The 23,509-nt window shown below is 65.0% G+C and carries 26 protein-coding genes and 1 riboswitch; of the genes, 1 reads left to right on the top strand and 25 read right to left on the bottom strand.

From position 1 onward, the window contains the following. The first annotated feature begins 6 nt into the window (after nt 1-6). Nucleotides 7-834 carry a hypothetical protein gene (locus tag IHN22_RS01220; protein ID WP_191433119.1) on the top strand — a complete coding sequence of 276 codons (828 nt, stop codon included), beginning with the start codon at nt 7-9 and terminating at the stop codon, nt 832-834. Between the two features lie 51 nt (nt 835-885). On the opposite strand, the gene raiA is transcribed toward IHN22_RS01220, so the two are convergent. From raiA to cobK, 25 genes are all read right to left on the bottom strand, one after another. Then, nucleotides 886-1,431 carry a ribosome hibernation-promoting factor, HPF/YfiA family gene (gene raiA / locus IHN22_RS01215; RefSeq protein ID WP_087270664.1) on the bottom strand — a complete coding sequence of 182 codons (546 nt, stop codon included), beginning with the start codon at nt 1,429-1,431 and terminating at the stop codon, nt 886-888. 99 nt (nt 1,432-1,530) lie between these two features. Beyond that, nucleotides 1,531-1,950 carry a DUF134 domain-containing protein gene (locus tag IHN22_RS01210; RefSeq protein WP_191433118.1) on the bottom strand — a complete coding sequence of 140 codons (420 nt, stop codon included), beginning with the start codon at nt 1,948-1,950 and terminating at the stop codon, nt 1,531-1,533. 99 nt (nt 1,951-2,049) lie between these two features. Beyond that, nucleotides 2,050-3,330, bottom strand: a complete 1,281-nt coding sequence (gene hemL, locus IHN22_RS01205; RefSeq protein ID WP_191433117.1) for a glutamate-1-semialdehyde 2,1-aminomutase — start codon at nt 3,328-3,330, stop codon at nt 2,050-2,052. Next, a complete protein-coding gene (gene hemB / locus IHN22_RS01200; RefSeq protein ID WP_191433116.1) occupies nt 3,330-4,313 on the bottom strand; it encodes a porphobilinogen synthase in 984 nt (327 codons plus the stop codon). Before hemB ends, hemL begins: the two co-directional genes overlap by 1 nt. A gap of 1 nt (nt 4,314) precedes the next feature. Further along, the gene (gene cobA, locus IHN22_RS01195; protein ID WP_191433115.1) at nt 4,315-5,799 is read right to left on the bottom strand and encodes a uroporphyrinogen-III C-methyltransferase; all 1,485 of its coding nucleotides are present in this window, start codon (nt 5,797-5,799) and stop codon (nt 4,315-4,317) included. Beyond that, nucleotides 5,784-6,674 (bottom strand): hydroxymethylbilane synthase, encoded by an 891-nt coding sequence (gene hemC, locus IHN22_RS01190; protein WP_191433114.1) that lies wholly within the window; start codon nt 6,672-6,674, stop codon nt 5,784-5,786. The genes cobA and hemC overlap by 16 nt, the downstream gene beginning before the upstream one ends. Continuing rightward, on the bottom strand, nt 6,671-8,317 hold the full coding sequence (locus tag IHN22_RS01185) for an NAD(P)-dependent oxidoreductase (protein ID WP_300985275.1): 1,647 nt from the start codon (nt 8,315-8,317) through the stop codon (nt 6,671-6,673). The genes hemC and IHN22_RS01185 overlap by 4 nt, the downstream gene beginning before the upstream one ends. Beyond that, nucleotides 8,314-9,006, bottom strand: a complete 693-nt coding sequence (gene cobI / locus IHN22_RS01180) for a precorrin-2 C(20)-methyltransferase (RefSeq protein WP_191433113.1) — start codon at nt 9,004-9,006, stop codon at nt 8,314-8,316. The genes IHN22_RS01185 and cobI overlap by 4 nt, the downstream gene beginning before the upstream one ends. Beyond that, a complete protein-coding gene (locus IHN22_RS01175; protein WP_191433112.1) occupies nt 9,003-9,851 on the bottom strand; it encodes an ATP-binding cassette domain-containing protein in 849 nt (282 codons plus the stop codon). Before IHN22_RS01175 ends, cobI begins: the two co-directional genes overlap by 4 nt. Further along, a complete protein-coding gene (cbiQ, locus tag IHN22_RS01170; protein WP_191433111.1) occupies nt 9,848-10,627 on the bottom strand; it encodes a cobalt ECF transporter T component CbiQ in 780 nt (259 codons plus the stop codon). Before cbiQ ends, IHN22_RS01175 begins: the two co-directional genes overlap by 4 nt. Nucleotides 10,628-10,629: 2 nt before the next feature. Next, nucleotides 10,630-10,926, bottom strand: a complete 297-nt coding sequence (locus IHN22_RS01165; protein ID WP_087270639.1) for an energy-coupling factor ABC transporter substrate-binding protein — start codon at nt 10,924-10,926, stop codon at nt 10,630-10,632. Between the two features lie 13 nt (nt 10,927-10,939). Next, nucleotides 10,940-11,593: an energy-coupling factor ABC transporter permease gene (locus IHN22_RS01160; RefSeq protein WP_242955329.1), complete on the bottom strand. Its 654-nt coding sequence runs from the start codon at nt 11,591-11,593 to the stop codon at nt 10,940-10,942. A 98-nt stretch (nt 11,594-11,691) separates the two neighbouring features. Further along, nucleotides 11,692-11,878, bottom strand: a riboswitch (cobalamin riboswitch). After that, the gene (locus IHN22_RS01155; protein ID WP_191433110.1) at nt 11,861-12,646 is read right to left on the bottom strand and encodes a sirohydrochlorin cobaltochelatase; all 786 of its coding nucleotides are present in this window, start codon (nt 12,644-12,646) and stop codon (nt 11,861-11,863) included. (Overlaps the previous riboswitch by 18 nt.) A gap of 5 nt (nt 12,647-12,651) precedes the next feature. Further along, on the bottom strand, nt 12,652-13,299 hold the full coding sequence (locus IHN22_RS01150; RefSeq protein ID WP_191433109.1) for a precorrin-8X methylmutase: 648 nt from the start codon (nt 13,297-13,299) through the stop codon (nt 12,652-12,654). Between the two features lie 3 nt (nt 13,300-13,302). Further along, the gene (locus tag IHN22_RS01145; RefSeq protein ID WP_191433108.1) at nt 13,303-14,799 is read right to left on the bottom strand and encodes a cobyric acid synthase; all 1,497 of its coding nucleotides are present in this window, start codon (nt 14,797-14,799) and stop codon (nt 13,303-13,305) included. Next, nucleotides 14,799-15,854, bottom strand: coding sequence for a threonine-phosphate decarboxylase CobD (gene cobD, locus IHN22_RS01140; RefSeq protein WP_191433107.1), 1,056 nt, complete (start codon nt 15,852-15,854; stop codon nt 14,799-14,801). Before cobD ends, IHN22_RS01145 begins: the two co-directional genes overlap by 1 nt. 39 nt (nt 15,855-15,893) lie before the next feature. Next, nucleotides 15,894-16,871 (bottom strand): adenosylcobinamide-phosphate synthase CbiB, encoded by a 978-nt coding sequence (cbiB, locus tag IHN22_RS01135; RefSeq protein ID WP_191433106.1) that lies wholly within the window; start codon nt 16,869-16,871, stop codon nt 15,894-15,896. Beyond that, complete coding sequence (locus IHN22_RS01130) at nt 16,868-17,461, bottom strand: histidine phosphatase family protein (RefSeq protein ID WP_191433105.1); 594 nt, start codon at nt 17,459-17,461, stop codon at nt 16,868-16,870. The genes cbiB and IHN22_RS01130 overlap by 4 nt, the downstream gene beginning before the upstream one ends. Continuing rightward, nucleotides 17,452-17,808, bottom strand: a complete 357-nt coding sequence (locus IHN22_RS01125) for a bifunctional adenosylcobinamide kinase/adenosylcobinamide-phosphate guanylyltransferase (RefSeq protein WP_191433104.1) — start codon at nt 17,806-17,808, stop codon at nt 17,452-17,454. Before IHN22_RS01125 ends, IHN22_RS01130 begins: the two co-directional genes overlap by 10 nt. Continuing rightward, nucleotides 17,805-18,572: an adenosylcobinamide-GDP ribazoletransferase gene (locus tag IHN22_RS01120; RefSeq protein WP_191433103.1), complete on the bottom strand. Its 768-nt coding sequence runs from the start codon at nt 18,570-18,572 to the stop codon at nt 17,805-17,807. The genes IHN22_RS01125 and IHN22_RS01120 overlap by 4 nt, the downstream gene beginning before the upstream one ends. Next, entirely contained in the window at nt 18,569-19,090 is a 522-nt protein-coding gene (locus IHN22_RS01115; RefSeq protein ID WP_191433102.1) for a bifunctional adenosylcobinamide kinase/adenosylcobinamide-phosphate guanylyltransferase, read from the bottom strand. Before IHN22_RS01115 ends, IHN22_RS01120 begins: the two co-directional genes overlap by 4 nt. Nucleotides 19,091-19,150: 60 nt before the next feature. Next, nucleotides 19,151-20,209, bottom strand: a complete 1,059-nt coding sequence (gene cobT / locus IHN22_RS01110; RefSeq protein WP_191433101.1) for a nicotinate-nucleotide--dimethylbenzimidazole phosphoribosyltransferase — start codon at nt 20,207-20,209, stop codon at nt 19,151-19,153. Then, a complete protein-coding gene (locus IHN22_RS01105) occupies nt 20,206-21,579 on the bottom strand; it encodes a cobyrinate a,c-diamide synthase (protein ID WP_191433100.1) in 1,374 nt (457 codons plus the stop codon). Before IHN22_RS01105 ends, cobT begins: the two co-directional genes overlap by 4 nt. Then, complete coding sequence (cbiE, locus tag IHN22_RS01100; RefSeq protein ID WP_191433099.1) at nt 21,576-22,769, bottom strand: precorrin-6y C5,15-methyltransferase (decarboxylating) subunit CbiE; 1,194 nt, start codon at nt 22,767-22,769, stop codon at nt 21,576-21,578. The genes IHN22_RS01105 and cbiE overlap by 4 nt, the downstream gene beginning before the upstream one ends. Beyond that, complete coding sequence (gene cobK / locus IHN22_RS01095) at nt 22,766-23,509, bottom strand: precorrin-6A reductase (RefSeq protein WP_191433098.1); 744 nt, start codon at nt 23,507-23,509, stop codon at nt 22,766-22,768. Before cobK ends, cbiE begins: the two co-directional genes overlap by 4 nt.

Below are 23,509 nucleotides of genomic sequence, written 5' to 3'. Positions count from 1 at the left end.
GTTCCTATGGAATGGTCTAAACTGAAAAATGTGATCCTGCTGATGCTGCTGTGCGTCAACATCATCCTGCTCCTGCTTGTGGGCAGTCAGGCCAGCCAAGACAAGCGCTACCAGGCGGAAACCAGGCAGGCCGCCCAGGCCGTGCTGGAACAGGGCGGCATCGACTTTACCCTGGATGAATTCCCCGACGATCTGGCGCTGCCGGTGACCACCGTCACCCGTGACCGGACCGGCGAGGCCGGCATCGCCGCCGCCCTGCTGGGAGAGGTCACCCTGGAGGGAGAAAGCGAGGTGCGTCCCCGCTACTCCGGCCCCGGCGGCGTGGCGGAATTTTCCATGAACGGCAGCTTTACCATTACCCTTACCCCCGGGACCTGGAGTCTTGAAAACGACCAGGACTATGAATCCTCCAGCCAGGCCTGTCTGGAGGCCATGGGCTTTACCGGCACCCTGTCCGACACGGAGCAGACCGGCGCAGAAACTGTGCTGACCTACTGCCAAAGCTGGGAGAACTCCCCCCTCTTTTCCTGCACCATCCGTCTCCACTGGCAGGAAAACGACCTGGTCCAGGTGGAGGGACAGCGGCTGGACGGCAGCATTTCCGCCTCGGTCACCAAGTCGCTCCTCTCCACCCCCACCATTCTGGTCCGATTTCTGGCCGGGATCAACGAGGGCGGCTATGTGTGCAGCCGCATCGATGCCATGGACGGGGGCTACCTGCTCTCCAGCAACACCACCCGACAGGTCCAGCTGACACCGGTATGGCGGTTTGTCACCGACACCGGCACCTACTACGTCAACGCGGTCACCGGTGAGTTTTCACCTCTGGAATAATAATTAAAAAAGGGAGCGGCTTACGCCGCTCCCTTTTTTACGTCTGAATGATCAGTCCTCGTCCACGATGAGGCCGTAGCCGCCGTCGTTGCGCTTATAGACCACGGCAAAGCGCCCGTCCTGATCCACGTCCTTGAAGGCGAAGAAGGTGTGGTCCACCAGATTCATCTGGAGCACCGCCTCGTCCACCGTCATGGGCTTGATGGGGAAGCGCTTGGTACGGACGATCTTGAACTCCTCCTCGTCCACCTCGGGGGCAAAGGAGGAAATCTCCTCGGCGTCCACACTGCGGGAGAAGGCATCCTGACGCAGGCGCTTCTCCAGACGGCTCTTATTCTTACGCAGCTGGCGCTCCACGGAGGAGACCGCCGCGTCGATGGTGGCAAACATATCGGAGGTACTCTCGGCTACGCGGATGATGGTGCCGCCGGAGCGGATGGTCAGCTCTACGTTGTTGCGGTCCTTTTCCACGCTGAAGACGATGGCGGCCTCCGTATCCGCCTTAAAGTAACGGTCTAACTTGCCCACCTTTTTCTCGGCATAGGCATGGACCTTGTTGGGCAGATTGATCTTCTTGTCAGTAAACACGAACTTCATCGTTTTCAACTCCTTCCACCCTCCGAGGAGGGATTGGGTCACCGGTCAGGACCGGTTCCCTGCTCTGATTATACCACGTCGTACGCAGATTGTCACAACTTATTTCAAAAGTTTTTGTGAATTTTGCCCATCACACCCCGGACCCTCCGGGTGGGAACACACCCCGCAGCCGCAACGGCCTCCGCCGCAGTCCCGCCGCGCACAGTTCCGGCCCGGACATACTTCCCCCTGTGGACACAGGGCATAGTCGCCACCGGTGATGGTCAACCGCCGCCCCTCCACCAGGGCCAGAGCCAGCTTCTTGCGGGCGGTATCGTACACCTGCTGCACCGTGGAGCGGGCCACCCCCATCTGGGCGGCGCACTCCTCCTGAGTACAGCCCAGCAGATCCATCAGGCGGATGGCCTCGTATTCCTCCACCGCCATCTCCACCGTCCCGTCCCCGCCCCCTGTCAGCGGTCCAAAGGTGTCGTGCCGGGGCAGGGCACAGATGCGGCGGCATTTCTTCGGTCTTGCCATGGGCGCTCCCTCCTGTTCCTGCTCTCAGTGTAGCAGATTTCCGGTATATGTCAAGAACACGCAAAGACAAAGCCGCTGCCAAAGGCAGCGGCTTTGTAATTACAGTCCGGCGAATACCGCTTCCGCAGCGGCCAGAGTTGCCTGGAGTTCCTCCTCCCCGTGGGAGGCGGAGACAAACATGGCCTCGAACTGGGCGGGGGCCAGAGCCACGCCCCGCTCCAGCATCCCCTGGAAGTAGCGGGCGTACTTGCCCACGTCGCTGCCCTTGGCGTCCACGAAGGTGGACACAGCAGTGGGGGTGAAGAAGGGGGCCAGCAGAGAGCCGATCTGATTGACCACCACCGGCGCGCCGGTCTTGTCAATGGTTGCCCGCAGACCTGCTGCCAGCTTCTCGCCCTTGGCGGCGATGTCGGTATACACTTCCGGGTGGTCCTTCAGGTAGTTGAGCTGGGCCAGACCGGCGGCCATGGCCACCGGGTTGCCGCTGAGGGTACCCGCCTGGTACACCGGGCCGCAGGGAGCCACCTGCTCCATGAGGGCACGGCTGCCGCAGTAGGCGCCCACCGGCATACCGCCGCCAATGATCTTGCCAAAGGTCACCAGGTCGGCTTTCACACCGAAATACTCCTGGGCGCCGCCCAGAGCCAGCCGGAAACCGGTGATGACCTCGTCGAAGATGAGCAGGGCTCCGCTCTTGTCGCACAGGGCCCGCAATCCTTCCAGGAAGCCGGGAGCAGGATTGACCACGCCCATGTTGGCGGCCACCGGCTCCACGATGATGCAGGCGATCTGGCCGGGGTAAGCGTCCAGCAGGGCCTCCACGGAGGCCAGGTCGTTGAACTGGGCGGTAAGGGTGTGCTTCACGATGTCCTCGGGCACACCGGCGGAGGAGGGATGGCCGCCCGCCAGGGCGGAGGAGCCTGCGTTCACCAGCAGGCAGTCGGAGTGGCCATGGTAGCAGCCCTCAAACTTGATGATCTTGTCCCGGCCGGTGGCCCCACGGGCCAGACGGACGGCGGACATCACCGCCTCGGTACCCGAGTTGACCATGCGCACCATCTCGATGCCCGGCACCAGCTCCACCATGAGCTGGGCAATCTCCACCTCCCGGCGGGTGGGGGCGCCGAAGGACAGGCCGTCCTTCACGGCCTTCTCCACCGCCTCCCGGATCACCGGGTGGTTATGGCCCAGGATCATGGGACCCCAGGAGCACACATAGTCGATATACTTCCGGCCGTCCTCGTCCCAGATGAAGGGGCCGTCGGCCCGGGTAATGAAGCGGGGAGCCATACCCACCGCCCGGTAGGCCCGCACCGGGGAGTTGACCCCGCCGGGCAGGACCTTCACGGCCTGCTCAAACAGTTCTTCGGAGCGTCCCATCAGCCGATGTCCCCTTTCTGAATGGCCTGCGCCAGTTCTTTGGCGTAGTAGGTAATGAGCATATTGGCACCCGCCCGGAACACGGACAGGGCGGACTCGCACATGATGCGGTACTCGTCAATGAGACCCGCGGCGGCGGTAGCCTTGATCATGGCGTACTCGCCGGACACGGAGTAGGCGCACATGGGCAGATCATAGGCGTCGGAGCACTCCCGGATCACGTCCAGGTAGCTGAGGGCGGGCTTGACCATGATGATGTCGGCCCCCTCCTCAATGTCCAGAGCGCACTCCTTCAGGGCCTCCTTGCGGTTGTGGGGGTCCATCTGGTAGCCCTTCCGGTCCCCAAAGGAGGGGGCGGAGCCTGCCGCCGACCGGAAGGGTCCGTAGAAGGCGGAGGCGTACTTGGCGGAGTAGGCCATGATGGGGGTGGTCTGATAGCCGTACTCATCCAGAATGGCCCGGATGGCGGCCACACGGCCGTCCATCATGTCGGAGGGAGCCACCATGTCGGCCCCGGCCTGCACATGGCTGAGAGCAGTCTTGGCCAGCACCTCCAGGGTCTGGTCATTGTCCACCTCATGGCCGCAGAGGATGCCGCAGTGGCCGTGGTCGGTGTACTCGCACATACACACATCGGTGATGATATAGAAGTCGGGGTATTTGGCCTTGATGGCCCGGATGGCCTCCTGGACCACGCCGTGCGCATCCCAGGCGGAGGAGCCGATGGCGTCCTTATGGGCGGGCAGGCCGAAGAGGATGCAGTGGTTCACTCCGGCGGCCAGGCACTCCTCCACCGCCTGACACACACTGTCGATGCCATAGTGGTTCTGGCCGGGCAGGGCCTCAATGGGCCGCACTCCCTGGAGTGTCTCGTCCACAAAAATGGGGTAGATCAGGCTGTCGGGGGACATCCGGGTCTCCCGGCACAGGCGGCGCACCGCGTCATTGCCCCGCAGGCGGCGGGGCCGTTGGATCAATTCCATATCAAACACCTTCCACAATCATGTCTGTCAGCGCGTCCATGGTGGCCTCACGGGCCACCCGCACCGGGATGCCATACTTCTGCGCTTCGGCGGCGGTCTGGGCCCCGATGCACATACCCACCATACGGGAGAAATTGGCATCCTCTCCCACGGACGAGACAAAGCCCTTCACGGTGGAGGCGGAGGTAAAGGTCACCAGCAGGCCCTCCGTCTCCTCCACCGCCTCCCGCAGCTGCTGAGAGCGGGGGTTTTCATACACTGTGCGGTAGCTGGCCACGTCGTCACAGGCAATGTTACGCCTTGCCAATCCCTCTGTCAAGGCGGGAGAGCTCTCCTCCGCCCGGAGGGCCAGCACCCTGCCGGTGGCGGGCAGGCCCGCTCCCAGATGGGCGGCGTCGTACACCTCGGGCACATAGTCGGCTTTCAGACCGTGGGCCGCCAGGGCACGGGCGGTGCCGGGGCCGATGGCAGCCAGCTTGACACCACCCAGGGCACGGGCGTCCTTGCCGTGGCCCTCCAGCCACTGCCACAGAGCCTCCACCCCGGCGGGGCTGGTGAGGACCAGCCACTCATAGTCAGAAAGCCCCTCCATGGCCCTGTCCACTTCGGGACAGGGGTCCAGGGGGACGGTGGCGATGCAGGGATACTCCCACACATCGGCCCCCAGGGCACGCAGCCGGGCAGACAGGGTACCCGCCCGCTCCCGAGGCCGGGTGACCACCACCCGTCTGCCCTTCAGGGGCAGCTTGTCGAACCAGTCAAAGTCCTCCGCCAGAGCACACACCTTGCCCACCACAATGACGGCAGGACTCTCCACCTGGGCTTTCTCCGCCACAGCGGGCAGGGTGCCCAGGGTGGCGGAAATGCGCCGCTGGGCGGGGGTGGTGCCCCGCTCCACCACGGCGGCGGGCATATGGGGCTCCATGCCCGCGTCCAGCAGTCCCTTGCAGATCTGGGGCAGGGCAGAGACGCCCATCAAAAAGACCAGGGTGCCCTTTGTGCGCACCAAAGCCTCAAAATCAATGTCCAGCTCCTTCCCCGCCCGCTGATGGCCGGTGACGATGTGGAGGGAGGAGCAGCAGTCCCGGTGGGTCACCGGAATACCGCCGTAGGCGGGGGCGGAAATGGCGGAGGTGATGCCAGGCACCTCCTCAAAGGAGACGCCGTGCTGGGCCAGCAGCTCCAACTCCTCGCCGCCCCGGCCAAAGAGGAAGGGGTCGCCGCCCTTGAGGCGCACCACATTCTTGCCCTCCAGGGCCTTGTCCAGCAGGATCTGGTTGATCTGATCCTGAGGCACCGGGTGGCGGGAGGCCTGCTTGCCCACGTCGATGTGCTCGGCTTTCTCGGGCATCATGGCCAGGATGGCGGGGCTGACCAGCCGGTCATACACCACCACCTCCGCCTTCTGGAGGACCTCCAGCCCCTTCCGGGTCAACAGGCTAGGATCGCCCGGCCCCGCCCCCACCAATGTTACTTTACCAGGCATGGATTTCCCTCCTTCATGGAATTGGCCAGCTGCTCCGCCAGCGCGGTTCCCTGTTCCTTGGGTCCGGAGATCTTGTCCCGGAACACCTGCCCGGCCTCGTCCACATAGAGGCCGGTGAGGGTGATGGTCTCCCCCTCGATCACGGCGTGGGCGGCAATGGGAGAGGAACAGCCTCCGTCCAGCTTGCGGACAAAGGCCCGCTCGGCCTGGGCGCACAGGGTGCCCGCTTCATCCACCACGCCGCTGAGATAGCTCAGGTCCTCCCCGGCCCGGGTCTGGAGAGCCATAATGCCCTGACCCGCCGCCGGGATCATCTCCTCCACAGTGAAATACCGGGTGATGCGCCCCTCCAGCCCCAGCCGTTTCAGACCGGCGGCAGCCAGCACCAGGGCGGAATACTGGCCCTCGTCCAGCTTGCGCAGGCGAGTCAGCACATTGCCCCGCACCGGAGCCACCTCCATGTGGGGGAACAGGGCCTTGAGCTGCACCGCCCGCCGGGCGGAGGCGCAGCCGATGGGCTTGGCGGGGTCCAGCTCGGTCACGCCCTCAGGGAGTACCAGCACATCCCGGGGGTCCTCCCGCTTGGAGAAGCCCGCCAGAGGAATGGCCGGGTCCTCCTCCATGGGCAGATCCTTGCAGCTGTGTACCGTCAGATCCACCCGGCCGTCCAGCAGGGCAGCGTCCAGCTCCTTCACAAAGAGGCCCTTGCCGCCGATCTTGTCCAGGGTGCGGTCCAGGATCTTGTCGCCGGTGGTCTTCATGGTCATCAGCTCTAACGCAATCTCCGAGTGATGGGCCCGGATGGCCTCCATCACCAGCTCAGACTGAATGACAGCCAGCTTGCTCTCCCGGCTGCCCACCCGTATGGTCTTCATTCCAATCCCTCCAGTACGGCCCGGATGGCCTTGGCGGCCCGGGCGGTGCGGGCGTGGTCGTCTCCCCGCCCCGCCACTCCGGCCACGATGTTGTCCCCGGTGCAGATGGCGGGGAAAAAGAAGGTGCATTCCTCCGGGGCGTCGGCCACGCTCACCGGGATACCCAGGGCGCGGGCCTCCTCCCCCACAGCGCGGTTGACGGAGCGATCGTCGGTGGCGGCCACCGCAATAGCGGCGCCCGCCAGATCGCCGGGGGCATAGGGCCGTCCTTCCCACTGTATGCGCCCGTCCAGGGGTTTACACCTGGGGGCGATAACGGTGACCTCCGCCCCGAAGCGGGCCAATACCTCCGCCCGGCGGCAGGCCACCACGCCGCCGCCGATGACCACAGCAGTTTTCCCCACCAGGTCGATGAAAAGTGGAAAACGGAAGTGCTTTTCCGGCGGTAAACTCCACCGGGGCTTGGCGGCAGTATGCACTTCAATCTTGGCGGCACACCGCTCCAGATCCTCCGGGGTCAGGTTGTCCTTCAACCCGCCGGACAGCAGATCCACCGCACGGCTTACCGCCAGCTCCACCAATTCCCGGGCCTCCGGGCCCTCCAGGTCGGTGGACAGCACACGGGCGGCCACCGCCTGCTTCACCCGCTCCAGGCCGGGCAGGCAATTCTTGTAGTTCTCCCACTGGTTCAGCCGGTCCAGATACTTTTCCACAATTTCCGCTGCCTCCGGTGGAAGTTCCCGGCTGGCGTCCACCCCCAGGTCGTCCACATTATAGAGGGTGAATCCGGGCAGGGTGGCAACCTGGGGCTCGATATCCCGAGGGATGGCCAGGTCGGCCAGCACATGAGGGGGCCGGGACAGCTCCGCCAGTTCCCAGGCCGTCACGGTATAGTGGGGGCTGGTGGTGGCGGAGATCACCAGGTCCATGCCCTCCATGGCCTGATACCGCCCATCATAGGGGGTAACGGCGCACCCGGCGGGCACCACGGTCTCCCCGTGGTGGTAGCTGCGCAGAGTCACGGTAACGGCGCACCCTGCCTGGTGGAGCAGGGAGGCGGCCAGCCGCCCCATCTCCCCGTTGCCGATGACCAGGGCCTTCCGGCCCTTCAGGCTCCCCAGGTGGGCGGACAGCTTATCCACAGCGGACCGGGCCGCCGACCGGGGCACGCCAATAAAGCGGACGCGGGTCTTGATCTCCTTGCCCGCGGCGGCGGCGTTGCGGAACAGGGTCTCCAATACCCCGTCCGCCGTGCCCACTTCACGGGCAGCCTGGACGGCTCCCTTCACCTGGGTGACAATCTGATCCTCCCCCCAGATCTGGGAGCGCAGGCCGCCAGCCACCTCCATCAGGTGGCGGGCCGCCTCCTCCCCCGTCCGGGTGACAAAAGCGGCCTCAAAGGGGCCGTACTCCACCCCCGCCTCGGCGCACAGCAGCCTTCCCGGGTCGGGGAGGGGGCCCTCCCCGCAGGACAGGTAGAGCTCAGTTCGGTTGCAGGTGGACAGCAGTACACAGCCCTCCACCCCTTCCCGGCGGGACAGGCGGCGGTCCAGCTCCAGCACCTGATTGCGGGTGAAGGACAGCTGTTCCCGCAGGTCGATGGGGGCTTTATGCCAGTCCAGGCCGGTCATAATAAGCTTCACGCCTCTTCCCCCTTTTTCACCAGCACCACCGAGAAGTAGCCGCTGCCTTCCTCCAACTCGGCAAAGCGGGGGCACACCAGTTCCCCCTCCATGCCGCAGTTGGCTACCAGGCTGGCCTTGTCCAGCAGGCCGTGGGCTGCCAGGGTATCCTTCAACGCCCCGATCTCACGGCCCGCCTTCATGAACACCAGGTTGGCGTCCAGGTCCAGGCAGTCGGACACATCCTTGTGGGAGGCGGGGACGATGAGCAGCCGCTCGCTCTTCTCACACAGGGCCATGTTCAGCTTGGCGGCCACCGCACAGAAGGAGGGAACGCCGGGGATGATCTGGGCGTCATACCCCCGGGCCACCACTTTTTTGTGGAGGTAGAGGTAGGTGGAGTACACCGTGGGGTCCCCCAGGGTGATGAAGGCCACGTCCTTGCCCCCGTCCAGGGCGGCGCACACCCGGTCGGCGTTGCGCTCGTAGGCCCCGTCCAGAGCGGCATGGTCCCGCACCATAGGGGCCTCGCAGGTGAGCAGTTCCTTGCCGTCGGCCAGTTCCCCCACGATATTGAGGGCGGTCTTCTCCCCCCGGCCCGGGTCGGGCACGGCCAGCACCGCCGCCTGGCGGATGATGCGCTCCGCCTTCTTGGTCATCAGTTCGGGATCGCCGGGGCCAACCCCCACGCCGTACAACATTCCTCTCATTGGTTTTCCTCCTTGAGCATTCGCAGGATCTCCCGCCGGGCCGCCCCGATGGTGGCGGCGGACCGGTCGGCGTCCAGACCATCCACCTCCCGCAGCACCTCCATCAGGTGGGCGATACGGGGCAGACGGAGATGATTGGCCCGCAGGGCCGCCGGGTCGGCAAAGAGCTGCTCCGGCGTGCCCTCCAGCAGCACCTTGCCGCCCCCCAGCAGGTAGGCGTAGTCGCAGTACAGGGGCACGATGTCCATGTCATGGGTGGCGATGAGCACCGTCATGCCCAGCTCGTCCCGCAGGCGGGTGAGCAGCTTCATGATGTCGCTCACACCCTGGGGGTCCAGACCGGCGGTGGGCTCATCCAGAATGAGCACCTCCGGCTCCATCACCAGCACTCCGGCGATGGCCACCCGCTTCTTCTGGCCATAGGACAGGGCGTGGGCGGGTTTGTCCCGCAGATGGGACACGCCGGTGCGGTCCAGAGCCGCTTCCACCCGGCGGCGGACCTCCTCTGCCGGCAGGCCCAGGTTCACCCCGCCGAAGGACACGTCCCGGTACACGTCGGCGGAGAAGAGCTGATCGTCCGGGTCCTGGAACACGATACCCACCCGGCGGCGCAGCTCCAGCAGGCCCTTTTTATCGTAGCGCACCGGCTGGCTCCCCAGCAGCACTTTGCCGCTCTTGGGGGTGAGCACCCCGTTGAGGCTGAGAAACAGGGTGGATTTGCCCGCCCCGTTGGCCCCCAGAATACCGGTGACCTTGCCCTTTTCCGCGGCAAAGGTAATATGGTCCAGCGCTACGGTGCCGTCCTCATAAGTATAGCACAGATCTTCTGCCTGGATGGCCTTCACGGCAGCAGCCTCCCTTCCACAAACCAAATGGCGATCTGCCCCGCCGCCGCAAATACGGTGAGGGGGAGCAGCCCCCACCCCGGACGGTAGGCATCATTCAGGGTGGTGAGGCTGCCGGTATAGCCCCGGGACTCCAGGGCGGTATAGATACGGTCGGCCTTTCGCCATGCCCGCAGGAACACCATGGATGCCAGCATCCCCAGGGAGGACACCGACCGGCGGAACCCCCGGTAGCCCAGCCGGGAATCCTGGGCGGTGCGGATGTGGTCGGCCGTCTCGGCCAGCACGAAGATGAAGCGGTAGATCAGCTCCATCAGCTCCACCAGCAGCTTGGGCACATGGAGCTTCCCCAGGGCCATGGTCAGGTCGGTAACGGGGGTATTGAGGGAGAGAAAATACATACATCCCACCGCCCCCAGGGCCTTACAAAAGATCCGTCCGCCCATCCATAGGCCATCCATGGTAAAGCCCCACAAACTGTCGCCCACCGGAATGGCGGCCACCATCTCCGTCCCGGCGGGGTAGGCCCCCGCCACGATGGTAAGGCAGCCGATGACCAGGAAGATCAGCGGCACCTTGAGAAAATGGAGGTACACCCTGGGGGAAAGTCCCCCCAGGGCGGTAATCAGTACCCCCATCAGAATCAGGGTAAACAGGCCCACCGCCACGCTGTCACAGCACAGGCAGATCACCAGAGCGACTACCGTCAGCAGCAGCTTGGGCATGGGAGACACCCGCCGCAGGCGGGACTGATAGGCGTAGCGGTCGGTGCCCATGGTCAGTTCGTTCCTTTCTCTTTCCCGTCCGGCTTCTTGGTGATGCGGCCCAGAATGAAGCCCACCACACCGGCGCCGATGGCGGCCTGGAGGGCAAAGAGCATGGACTCCACCTCGCCGCTGGCGGGCTCCAGAATGGGCTCAAACCAGGGTTCATAGTCGGGGTTAAGCTCCATAATGGCCTCCTCAGCCTGGCCGTCGGCTCCGCCGAACTCAGCATTGGGCAGCAGCCACAGGGGCACGGCGGCAATGACCACCACCAACAGGATCAAAATCAAATTTTTCTGCCAAACTTTCATATCCGTCCCCTCCTTACAGCACCTGCAGCTCATGGAGCTCGGTCTTGCTGTACTTCTCCAGCACGTTGAAGATGACCACGGTGAGCAGGCCCTCGGCAATGGCCAGAGGGATCTGGGTCACAGCGAAGATGGTAAGGAACTTCACCATGCCGCCGTTGATGACCCCCAGCTGGACCGAGGTGACCACATAGGTGAAGAGGTCACCCAGGGCGGCGGCGGCAAACACCGCCACAGCGGCGGGAGCCTTGGCCTTCCGCAGCAGCTTATAGACCAGCCAGGACACGATAGGCCCGGCAATGGCCATGGAGAATACGTTGGCGCCCAGGGTGGTGAGGCCGCCGTGGGCCAGCAGCAGGGCCTGGAAGAGCAGCACGATGAGGCCCAGCACCGTCATCACCAGGGGCCCGAACAGGATGGCGCCCAGGCCCACACCGGTGGGGTGGGAGCAGGAGCCGGACACCGAGGGGATCTTCAGGGCGGACAGCACGAAGGCGAAGGCGCCGCACATGGCCAGCAGGATCTTGGCCCGGGGGGCCTGGTCGATCTTCTTCTTGATGGAGAAGAAGCCGGCCACCACGAAGGGTACGCACACCGCGCCCCAGCCAATGGCCCAGTTCACCGGCAGCATACCCTCGGCGATGTGCATGGCGGAGGCGCTCATGGTCATCAGACCCAGCAGCCCCACCAGCACCGCCGCGGCGCGGACGGTTTTGTTGGCAGTCAGAGTTTTCATGGTTGTTTCATCCTTTCCTATCACTCGTAGGTGGGTGGTTTCCGGGCCGGGCAAGGTTTTCCGGCTTGAGCCTCTCTGCCACCGCGCGTCTTCCCAGGTTTTCCCAGTGACATGGTGCCCGGCGGCTCTTCTCTTACGGCAGCGGGACTGCGCGGGATTTGCACCCGGCTTCCCTTTTCCCGGCCCTCTATGCAAACAGGCTTACGCCTGGAGTTGTTTGGCCTCTCCGGCGTGCTTGACGAAGAGGGCCTGGATACTGGGAAACTCTCCCAGGCCCTGGAGCACGCAGTTGACGGCGTAGCCCTCTTGTTCCAGCAGGGACTTCCAGGAGTCCTCCTCCTCCCCCGCCAGATCGTTTTTGGCGTGATCGCCCGCCACGATCATCAGGGGGCGCAGCTCTACGTTTGTGGCACCCAGCTCTTGGATACGGCGCACCGCCTCCCCAAAGCCGGGGTAGCCCTCCACCGTGCCGATGACCACGTCCTTCCGGCCCATATCCCGGAACACATACTCCAGCAGGGCGTAACAGGAGTTGGCAAAGTGCTCGGTGCCGTGGCCCATGTAGAGGATGGCTTTGCCCTCCTCTGCCTGGGGCAGGTCTTGGAGCAGGGCCCCCACCGCGTCCAGGTAGTCCCCCGTCTCGGTGAGCAGGGGGCGGCCGAAGGTCAGCTTCTCAAACCGGCCCTCGAAGGGGCCGGCCAGAGCCATCATCTTGTCGTACTCGTCGCCGTTCATGATGTGGGTGGGCTGGACCAGCACGTCGGTGTATCCCTCCGTCGCCAGCTTCTCCAGGGCGGCGGGTACGTCGTCGATGTGGGTGCCCTCCCGCTCCAGCTTTCTCAAAATCATACCGCTGGTGAAGGCCCGGCGAAGAGTGCGCTCCGGAAAGGCGGCGGCCAGGGCCTTCTCGATGGCGGTGATGGTCTTTTCCAGGGTATCCCGGTGGCTGGTGCCGAAGGACACCGCCAGAAGGGCTTGTGGTTTCATATCGTTCACTCCCGTACGTTGTTGCTGGCCTGGTAGAGCAGGGCGTTGCAGATGGCAGCGGCGATGTTGCTGCCCCCCTTGCGGCCCCGGGCCACGATGTGGGGGGTGTCCATGGTGAGGAGCAGCTCCTTGCTCTCCACCACGTTGACGAAGCCCACCGGCACGCCGATCACCAGAGCGGGGGCCATTTTCCCCTCCTCGATGAGCTCACAGGCCCGCACCAGAGCGGTGGGAGCGTTGCCGATGGCCAACACCAGGGGGCCCTCCAGCTGAGCGGCCCGCTCCATGGACACGGTGGCCCGGGTCTCCCCCCGCTCCTTGGCCTCAGCGGCCACGTCCGGGTCAGACATAAAGCACACCGCCTTGCCTCCGAACTTCTCCAGCACCTTCTTATTGACACCGGAGAAGGCCATCTGGGTGTCGGTGACGATGGTGCAGCCCCCCTTGATGGCGGCAATGCCTGCCGCCACCGCGTCGGGGGAGAATACCAGATTGTCGGCATAGTCGAAGTCGGCGCTGGTGTGGATAGCCCGCTTGATGATGGGCAGCTGGTCGGCGGGAAACACCCGGTCCCCCAGCTCCTGGCCGATGATCTCCATGCTTCTGGCCTCAATGTCAGCGGGGGCCACCCGCTGCAACTCTATCTTTTTCATGGGTCATTCCTCCCCGTTCAGGATGCGGTAGATCCGCTCCATGTCCAGACTGGCCCGCAAACCGTCCGCCAGCTTGTCATACTGCCGCTGGGCGTACTCCTGCCAGTCCACACTGGCGGCCTGGCCCTCCAGGCCCTTGGCCTTCATCAGGGCATTCACCAGGGCCTCGGCCACGCCGGCCTTGTCAAAGATGCCGTGGACGTAGCAGCCCCACACGTTGCCATTGCTGAGGCCGTCGGTGTGCTCCTCCCCGGTCTGGGTGGCAAACTGCACCAGCGGGGCGGCGGCGCTCTCCGTCTTGCCCATATGGATCTCGTAGCCCTCAAAGGCCACACCGGCCATAGGAGCGAAGATGCCCCCGGCCTGGACAAAGGTTCCGGTCACCCGGGTGCGGGTCTTTTCGCCCTGGAACACGGTCTCAGAGGGCAGCAGGCCCAGCCCCGCCAGGGTGCCGCCTCCCTCCACCCCATCAGGGTCGGAGACGGTATTGCCCAGCATCTGATAGCCGCCGCAGATTCCGATGACCGCGCCGCCCTTGGCGGCGTGCTTCAGAATTGCGCCCTCCAGGCCGCTCTGCCGCAGCCACCGCAGGTCGTCCATAGTGTTCTTGGTGCCGGGCAGGATGATGAGATCGGGGTGGCCCAGTTCCCCTGCGCTCCCCACATAGCGGAGGGAGACCTCCTCCATCCGCTCCAGGGGGTTGAAGTCGGTAAAATTACTGAGCCGGGGCAGGCGGATCACCGCCACGTCCACCAGGCCAACTTTACCGGATCTGGACAATCGGGCGGACAGGGAGTCCTCGTCGTCCACGTCCACCTCCAGCATGGGCACCACCCCCAGCACCGGCTTGCCCGCCAGTTCCTCCAGCTGGGTGAGGCCGGGGCGGAGAATCTCCACATCGCCCCGGAACTTGTTGATGATAAGGCCCTTGATCATCTCCTGCTCGTCCGGGTCCAGCAGCTTCACCGTGCCGTAGAGGGAAGCAAACACGCCGCCCCGGTCGATGTCGCCGCACAGCAGCACGGGGGCCTTTGCCATGCGGGCCATACCCATGTTGACCAGATCGTCCTCTTTCAGGTTGATCTCCGCCGGGCTGCCCGCCCCCTCGATGACGATGATATCATACTCCGACCCCAGAGAGGAATAAGCCTCCATCACGTCGGGAATCAGGTTTTTCTTATACTTGAAGTAATCTCCCGCCTTCATAGTACCCCGGGGAATGCCGTTGACGATAACCTGGGAGCCCACATCGCTGGTGGGCTTCAGGAGAATGGGGTTCATCCGCACGTCGGGGGCCACACCTGCCGCCTGGGCCTGCATGACCTGGGCACGGCCCATCTCCAGCCCGTCGGGGGTGATGGCAGAGTTGAGGGCCATGTTCTGGGACTTGAATGGGGCCACCTTGTAGCCGTCCTGCTTGAAGATGCGGCACAGCCCCGCCGCCAGCAGAGACTTGCCGGCGTTGGAGGCGGTACCCTGGATCATAATTGCCTTTGCCATCACTGCACCTCGCTGAGGGCGGCCAGCAGCCGCCGGTTTTCTTCTTCGCCCCGGACGCACACCCGGTACCAGTCGGGGCCCAGGCCGTAGTAGTTGGCGCAGGAGCGGATGAGCACCCCCCGCTCCAGCAGTCTTTCTTTCAGATTGGCCACACCGGGCAGCCGGAACAGGAGATAGTTGGCCTGCCCGGGGATCACGGTACAGCCCGCCGCCGTCAGACCGGCGGCCAGACCGGGCCGGGCCTCCTCCACAAAGCGTCTGCCCTCCGCCGGCCAGTGGGGGCAGCAAGTCAGGGCCGCCACGCCTGCCGCCTGAGCGGGGGTGGACACACTCCAGGGCTGGGCGAATTTGCCCAGCTGCTCCCGCAGTCCCTCGTTGGCCGTCAGGCAGTAGCCCAGCCGCAGCCCCGCCATGGCGTAACTCTTGGTGAAGGCCCGCAGCAGCACCAACTGGGGGTGGTTGGCCAGCCAGGGGGCCAGCCCCGGCCCGCCGGTGGCCAGAGGCAGGAAGCACTCGTCCACCACCAGCACCGCGCCCACAGCACCACACCGTGTCACTACTGCTTTCAGCAGGTCCTGATCGATCAGCCGCCCGGTGGGGTTGTTGGGGGTACACAGGAACACCAGGTCGGTGTCCGATTCGATAGCGTCCACGAAGCCCGCGTCCAGGTCGAAGTTTTTATCCTGATCCAGGGTGTACCGGGCCACCTGGCAGCCCACGCAGGTCAGGGCCTCCTCATACTCGGAGAAACTGGGAGCAGTGACCAGGGCCTTTTTCGGTTTCAGCGCAAACACCAATCGGAAGATCAGGTCGGCGGCTCCGTTGCCGCACACCACCTGCTCCTCCCCCACCCCGTCGTGGGCGGCAATGGCCCGCCGCAGGTCCCGGCACAGGGGGTCCGGGTAGCAGGCCGACTGGTCCACCGCCTGCCGGGCCGCCTCCGCCACCGGGGCAGGCATCCCCAGGGGGTTCAGGTTGGCGGAAAAGTCCAGGACCTCCCCGCCGTAGGCGGTCTGGGCGGTGAGGATATCCCCGCCGTGGGTGTAGACTGGCATAACAACGCTCCTTTTCGTGGACAAAGTGGGCATCCGCCCTCAGGGGAACAATAAAATCAGCAGTGGCACCCCGCAGAAGAGCAGCAGGGCGAAGAAGGCGGTAGCGTACAGGATCCGGCCCGCCCGCAGGATATCCAGGGGCTCAGGGGGCCGCTGATCGTCCCCGATGGTGGGCTTCTCCACCAGCTTGCCGAAGTACCAGCTGGGCCCCACCAGACGGAGCTGGAGGGCACCGGCACAGACCGCCTCGGTGTGGGCGGAATTGGGGGACTTGTGCTTCTTCCGGTCCCGCTTGAAAATGCGCCAGGCATTCTTCCCATCGTACCCCGCCGCCACAGCCCCCAGGCACATGAGCACACCGGAGATGCGGGCGGGAATGAAGTTCAGAATGTCGTCCCACCTGGCCGCCGCCCGGCCAAAGTAGAGATATTTGTCGTTTTTATAGCCCACCATGGAGTCCATGGTGTTGGCGGCCTTATAGAACATACCCAGGGGCGCGCCGCCGATGGCCAGGAAGATGAGGGGGGCGATGACGCCGTCGGAGGCGTTTTCCGCCACCGTCTCTACCGCCGCCTTGGTTACCCCGGCCTCGTCCAGCCGGTCGGTGTCCCGGCCCACGATCATGGAGACGGCGTACCGGGCCTTGTCCATGTCCCCGGTCTTCAGGGCATCGTATACCTTTCGGCTCTCAACGGCCAGGGACTTGGTGGCTAGCAGCTGGTAGCTGATCACGCTCTCCACCGCCAGAGCCAGCCAGGGGCTGACCAGCCAGCACCCCCACAGCAGCAATACCGTCAGACCGGTGGGGATCGCCAGGGTGAGGAGCACCAGCACCACGCCCCCTACCAGCTCACCACCGTGGGACTTGGGGAAGAGCTTCCGCAGCACCTTTTCCAACCCGGAGATCAGGGCACCGATGGCCCGCACCGGGTGGGGAGCCCAGTGGGGGTCCCCCAGCAGCAGGTCCAGGCAGAAGCCAATGAGCAGCGCCGTCAAATGACTGATCCACCAACTCATCCTTTGTACTCCTCCAGCACCGTCAGTTCCAGGGTATCCGGGTCCAGGGCCATACGGAAGCCACCGCAGTTGGGGCACATCCAGCCGTAATACTCCCGCTCCGGGCGGCCATACTTGGACAGCAGGCCCATCAGCGCCCCGCCGTGGGACACCACGCCCACCCGCTCAAAGCCGCGGGCGGCGGCGTCCTCCGTCAGCTTCTTAAGGCCGACGGATACCCGCTCCACCACCTGCTCGGCGGTCTCCCCTACCGGCATAGCAGCAAAGTTCAAACGGTCGCCCTGGCCGATCCAGGCCTGATACAGGGGATCGTCCTTCAGCTCCTCGTGGTTTTTGCCCTCAAAGGGGCCGAAGTCGGTCTCCCGCAGCTCTTCGATCACGGTGGTCTCCACCCCCGGCCACAGCAGCTGAGCCGTCTGGCGGCACCGCATCAGGGGAGAGCGGTAGATGTGCTCCACACGGGGCAGGGTGGGCCCCACCTGACGGGCCAGCTCCTCCCCCTGGGGAGCCAGCGGTACATCCAGCATACCAATGAACCGCTTCTCCAGGTTGCCCTTGGTGGTTCCGTGCCGAATGAGGATCAGTTCCATGGTTTGTCTCCTTTCAGGGTCATGGGCAGGCCGCAGAAAATGCGCTCCACCCGCTCCGCCCGCTTGGCCAGACGGCAGCACAGCCGCCCCACGTCCTCCCGCCAGGCCCGCTGGTCCGGGTCGATGGGTACCACGCCGCAGCCCACCTCGTCGCAGATGAGGATCAGGTCGGGATTGGCGGTCAGCAGCTCCTCCTCGTCCAGGTGGGGCCACTGTTCCAGGCCGTCAAAGACGGGCTTCTGTTTGGCCTCCTCCGGGGTATGGGCCACCTGGTCGGAGGTATATCCGGTTTTTTGCAGCACATAGTCCAACTTGCCCTGGCCCGCGCCGCCAATGATGAGTATCATACCAACACCTCGATTTTCTGGACCACAGCCACCATCAGCACCATGCCCAGCTCGCAGATCTGGAGGAAGAAGCCAGCCAGATCGCCGGTGACGCCTCCAAACTGCCGCTGGCTCATGACCCGATAGTACAGGCAGGCCAGTCCTGCCCCCAGCAGGGCGGCGCCGCCGGTCCACAGGTCCAGCCACAGCATGGCGGCCACGCAGGCCACCACCCAGATCACCATGACGCCACGGGCCTTGGCGGTATCCATGGTGTCGGTAAAGGTGGCCAGCAGGCCGGTGCCCCGGGCGTTGGGCAGGGTAACGGCAAAGAGACCGGACAGGCTGCGGGAGAGCACCGGCCCCAACGCCAGCACCAATGCGGCCCGCCCCGCTGCCGCCACCTCACTCCAGCAGGCGAAAAATACCAGCAGGTAGAGCCCGCAGCAGATGATGGCAAAGGCCCCGGTGTGGGAATCCTTCAAAATCTCCAGCTTGCGCTCCCGGCTCTGGTGGGAGGACAGGGCGTCGCAGGTATCGCAGAAGCCGTCCAGATGGATGCCTCCGCTGAGGGCGATGGGGATGAGCAAGGCGAAGGCGGCGAAGAAGAGGGGGCCGAAGCCCAGGTACCGGGCCAGGGCCATCCAGCCGTACAGCACCGCACCGATGACCGCTCCCACCAGGGGGAAGAAGCACAGGGCCCAGGACAGGGCCTTCTTCTCCCAGTCTACCCGGGGCATGGGGACCTTGGAGTACATGGCAAAGGCAATGATGAGACTTTTCACGCACGTTCTCCTTTCCACGCCACGGGGATGCCGCACACCACTTCGTAGACCTGTCCCGCCAGGGCGGCTACCCGGCGATTCAGTTCCCCCAGCACCGACAGATAGTCCAGGGTGACGGGGTCGTAATCCATGCCGTCGGAAAAGAGCTCGTTGGTGACCACCACCAGCAGCTCCGCCTGCTCCGCCGCCCGGCGGATGCCGGAGAGCACCCGGTCCAGAGCGCCGTCCTTTCCGTCGGGGGAAAAGTACTCGTTGGCGCACAGGTTGGACAGGTCCTCCAGCAGCACGGCACAGCCGGGAGGCAATATGATGTCCGCCAGATTGGTGGGACATTCCACCGTCTCAAAGCCCTTGCCGGCACGCATCTGCCGGTGGCGCTCCACCCGGCGGACGCTCTCGGCGTCCCACACCTGCATGGTAGCCAGGTAGATCCGCTTTCCCAGGCCGGAGGAGGTCACCAGCTTCTCGGCAAATTCCGACTTCCCGCTGGCCGAGCCGCCGGAAACCAGGATTAACATGGTGATTCCTCCCTTCCAACGGGCGGGTGTGGACACCCGCCCCTACAAATCACAAAAACCTCAGGTAAGAGGCTGGTATGCCTCAATATCCGTGGCCTCAAAGGTGGTCATCTCCCGGTACACCGCCAGGCCCATGTCCAGCAGGGGCATCACTGCCACCGCGCCGGTGCCCTCTCCCAGCCGCATACCGGCATAGAGGAAGGGCTCCAGACCCAGCTCGCCCAGCACCAGCTTGCTGGCCGGCTCGTCGGAGGCGTGGGAACCCAGCATATAGTCCTTGCAGATGGGACAGATCCTCGCGGCGATGAGGGCGGCCACCGAGGAGATAAAGCCGTCCACCAGCACCGGCACATGGCACATAGCACCGCCCAGGAACACGCCCGCCAGGCCCGCCAGATCCAGGCCGCCCACCTTGTGGAGCACGTCGATGGGATCGCTGGGGTCGGGCCGGTTGACGGCGATGCCCTGCTCAATGGCGTGGATCTTCCGCACCAGGCCCTCGCTGGACAGGCCGGCGCCCCGGCCGGTCATGACCTCCGGCTCTTTATTCAAAAATACAGCGGCCACGGCGGAAGATGTGGTGGTGTTGCCGATGCCCATTTCCCCGGTGCCCAGCAGGCGTACACCCTGGGTACACAGGTCACGGGCCACCTCCACCCCCACCAGGATGGCCCGCTCCGCCTCCTCCCGAGTCATGGCGGGACCCTGGGACAGGTTGGCGGTGCCCCGGCAGATGTTTCTCTGCAAGATCCTCTCTCCATGGAGGGGGGTGGCCACGCCGATATCCACCGGCACGATCTCCACCCCGGCGGCCCGGCCCATGGCGCACACACTGGTGTCACCGGTGGACATATTCTCCGCCACGATGGCGGTAACCTCCTGCCCGGTCTGAGTGACTCCGTCAGCCACCACGCCGTTGTCGGCACACATCACCACCACCGCCCGCTTGGAGATGTCCACATTGGGGGTGCCGGTGATGGCTGCCATGCGGATCACCGCGCTCTCCAGAGCGCCCAGGCTGCCCAGGGGCTTAGCGATGGAGTCCCAGCGGGCTTTGGCCTGTGCCGCCGCGTTCTGATCGGCGGGGGTAATGGAACGGACCACTTCTTCCAGTGTCATAGCGATGCCTCCTGTTGTTGATAGCGGCGTGCCGCCGCCACGAAATTACGGGCCATATGGGGCTTGGCGCAGAAATGAAAGTGGGGAAAACCGGCGTACAGGGTAGGGGTATGAACGCCGCAGTCCCAACCACGATTGCTCAAAGGTTTCTGGGCCCGGAAGCTGTCGCCGGGCTGCCGGCTGTCCCAGTAGTGGAACTCGTGGGCGGGCAGCTCTTCTCCCGCCTGACACAGCAGGCCGTGGGTACGGGCGGTGAGGGTCACATATCCGAACCGGCCCAGCTTGCCGGTATTCCAGGCCCGGCCGGGAATGATCCCCGCCATGGGCCAGTCTTTTCCGTTTGTATCCTCCAACATCTCATGGAGGTAAAGGAAGCCGCCGCACTCGGCCACGGTGGGCAGACCGCCCACCACCCCGTTCCGGATGGCGGACAACATGGCGGTATTTTGGCTCAGCTGCTCCGCCAGCAGCTCCGGGTAGCCGCCCCCCAGGTAGAGGCCGCAAGTGCCTTCCGGCAGGGCCTGGCCCTCCAGGGGGGAGAACTCCACCAGCCTGGCTCCCAGCTTCTCCAGCAGCTCCAGACCGTCGGCATAGTAGAAGCAGAATGCCTTGTCCCGGGCTACCGCGATGACCGGCGTACCCTCTACCGGCTCCGGCAGGTCCAGAGGCCCGGCGTCCAGGTCGGGGGCGGAGGCGGCCAGGGCCAGCAGGCCGTCCAGATCCATGGTTTGCTCCGCCTGGGCGGCCAGCTTTTTCAGCTTCTCCTTCAGGCCCGCCACCTCGTCGGCGGTGACCAGGCCCAGGTGGCGGCTCTCCAACGCACAGTCGGGCAGGCTGGGCAGGAACCCGTACACCGTGACGCCGGTCTCGGCCTCTATACATTCCTTCAGCCGGGGGTAGAGCATGGGGGACACCCGGTTGAGGATCACGCCCCGGATGCCGCTGTCCGGCCGGAAGGTTTTCAGGCCGTGGACCACGGCGGACAGGGTGAGAGCGCTCCCCCGGCCGTCCACCACCAGCACCGCCGGGGTGCGGGTGGCTTTGGCCAGATGGTAGGCGCTGGCCTCATGGCTCATGGCGATGCCGTCGTAGTAGCCCATGACTCCCTCGATGAGGGCCAGGCCGGACCCCACGCTGTTGTGCTCCAGCAGGGACCGGGTGCGGTCCTCCCCCAGGAAGAACAGATCCAGGTTGCGGCTCTTGGCCCCGATGACCTTGCTGTGGAACATGGGGTCGATGTAGTCGGGGCCGCATTTAAAGGCCACAGGATTTACCTTTCGATCCATCAGGGCCTGCAAAAGGGCGCAGGTCACCGTGGTTTTGCCCCCTCCGCTGGCGGGGGCGCATAGCAGCAACCGGGGGGTACTCATACACGTCCCTCCCCGGAGAAGATCCACACCGGATTTTGGGCGTCCATGAGATGATATCGGCCCGCCTGCCGGGTGCGGGTGGCGGCCACCTGCACCATGTCAGCCCCCTCCAGAGGGGCGAAGAGCCGGGCCGCCTCGGCCACCGTCTCCAGAGTGACGGCGGTACATACCACCCGGGCGGCGGGATTTTTCCGGAAGATGATGTTCAGAATCTCCTCCAGCTCACCGGAGGTGCCCCCCAGAAAGACCCGGTCGGGTTCGGGCAGATCCTCCAAGGCCGCCGGGGCGGTACCGGACACCACCACCAGATTGCCGGTGTGGAACCGGGCCTTGTTCTCTTCCAGCAGGGCCACGGCCTCTTCCTTCTTCTCCACGGCGTACACCTGCCCGGCAGGGCAGGCCAGGGCACACTCCACCGACACCGAGCCGGTACCGGCGCCCACGTCCCACACCACATGGTGCTCCTCCAGCCGCAGCTTGGAGATGGCCAGGGTACGCACCTCCTCCTTGGTCATGGGCACGTCCCCCCGGAGGAAGGCCCCGTCGGGCAGGCCGGGGGAGTTGAAGGGCCGCACCACCGGGTCGGGGTTCTCCGCCAGCACCACAGACAGATCGGCAAAGGACTGCCCCGCCAGTTCCGCCGCGGTACCGGTGACCACCCGCTCGTCGGGGTAGCTCAGCCGCTCTCCCACCGAGACAGTGACCCCACCCAGCCCCCGGCGGGTGAGCTCCTTGCAGATGTCCTCCGCCTTGGTGGCTCCGCCGGTGAGGGCGAAGGTGCGGCTGTTGCGCTGGATCTCCCCCACCACGTTGTGGCTGCGGCCATGGGCGCTGACGATCTTTACGTCCTGCCAGCTGGTGTGCAGCTTGGCGCAGAAGTAGCTGAGGGAAGAGATGCCGGGGATGGTAATAACCTCGTGATTACCCAGCAGGGTCCACAGCTTTTTGGCTCCGCTGTAGAAGCCGGTGTCCCCGGACAGGAGCACCCCGACGGGACCCTCCTGCTGCTTTTCGATGTATTCAGCGATATCGCTTCCGGCGATGAGGGGGACGCAGGTGTGGCTCTCCTGGAAGGGCTCCAGCAGCCGGGGAGCGCCCACCAGGGTGGAGCACTCCTTGACGGCCTCCAGCGCCCACACCGTCATGGTCTCGGGGGCGCCCATACCCATGCCGATGAGATAGACTTTCATGCTTCTCCCTCCCGCAGCAGTTTCTCCTTACATTCTTCCAGGGTCAGGCCGGTCTCAGCCCGGGGCCGCTCCACCACCAGCAGCGCGCACCCCGCCTCACGGGCGGCCTCCGCCTTCTCCCGGAACCCGCCGTAACCCCCGGTGTCCTTGGTCACCAGAGTCTTGATGTGATATTGCTTCAGCAGGGCCACATTCAGCTCCTTGGAGAAGGGGCCCTGCATACAGATGATGTTTTTGGGCGGAAAACCCAGCTTCAGGCAGCGGTCCAGGGAGTCCGCCATGGGCAGTACCCGGGGATAGCACCGCTCTACCAGACCGGGCTTGGCAAAGGCGTCCAGCTCCTTGCTGCCGGTGGTGAGCAGCACATTACCCGGCAACCGCTCCAGCATATACGCCGCCCCGGCCATGTCTCCCGCCTTGTGGCACAGGTCCTCTCCGTCGGACTGGCGCACCAGCCGAAGGAGGGGCAGACCGGCCCCTTCCGCCGCCGCCTTGATGTTGACGGTCACCTCCACAGCGTAGGGGTGGGTGGCGTCCACCACATGGGTGAAGGGGCGGGAGGCCATCAGCTTCTCCATCTCCTCCCGGTCCATCCGGCCCACATGGGCCTCCGCCTCAGGAGGCAGGAGGGTCTCGCCGTACTCGGTGGCCACACACACCAGGGTGGGGATCTTCTGGTCCAGCAGCCACTGGGCCAGCTCTCTCCCCTCGCCGGTGCCGCCGAAGAGCAGGATATTCAT

It is taken from the genome of Flavonifractor sp. An112 (assembly GCF_904377885.1).
Lineage (GTDB): Bacteria > Bacillota > Clostridia > Oscillospirales > Oscillospiraceae > Flavonifractor > Flavonifractor avicola.
This window is presented reverse-complemented; position numbering and strand designations above follow the sequence as displayed.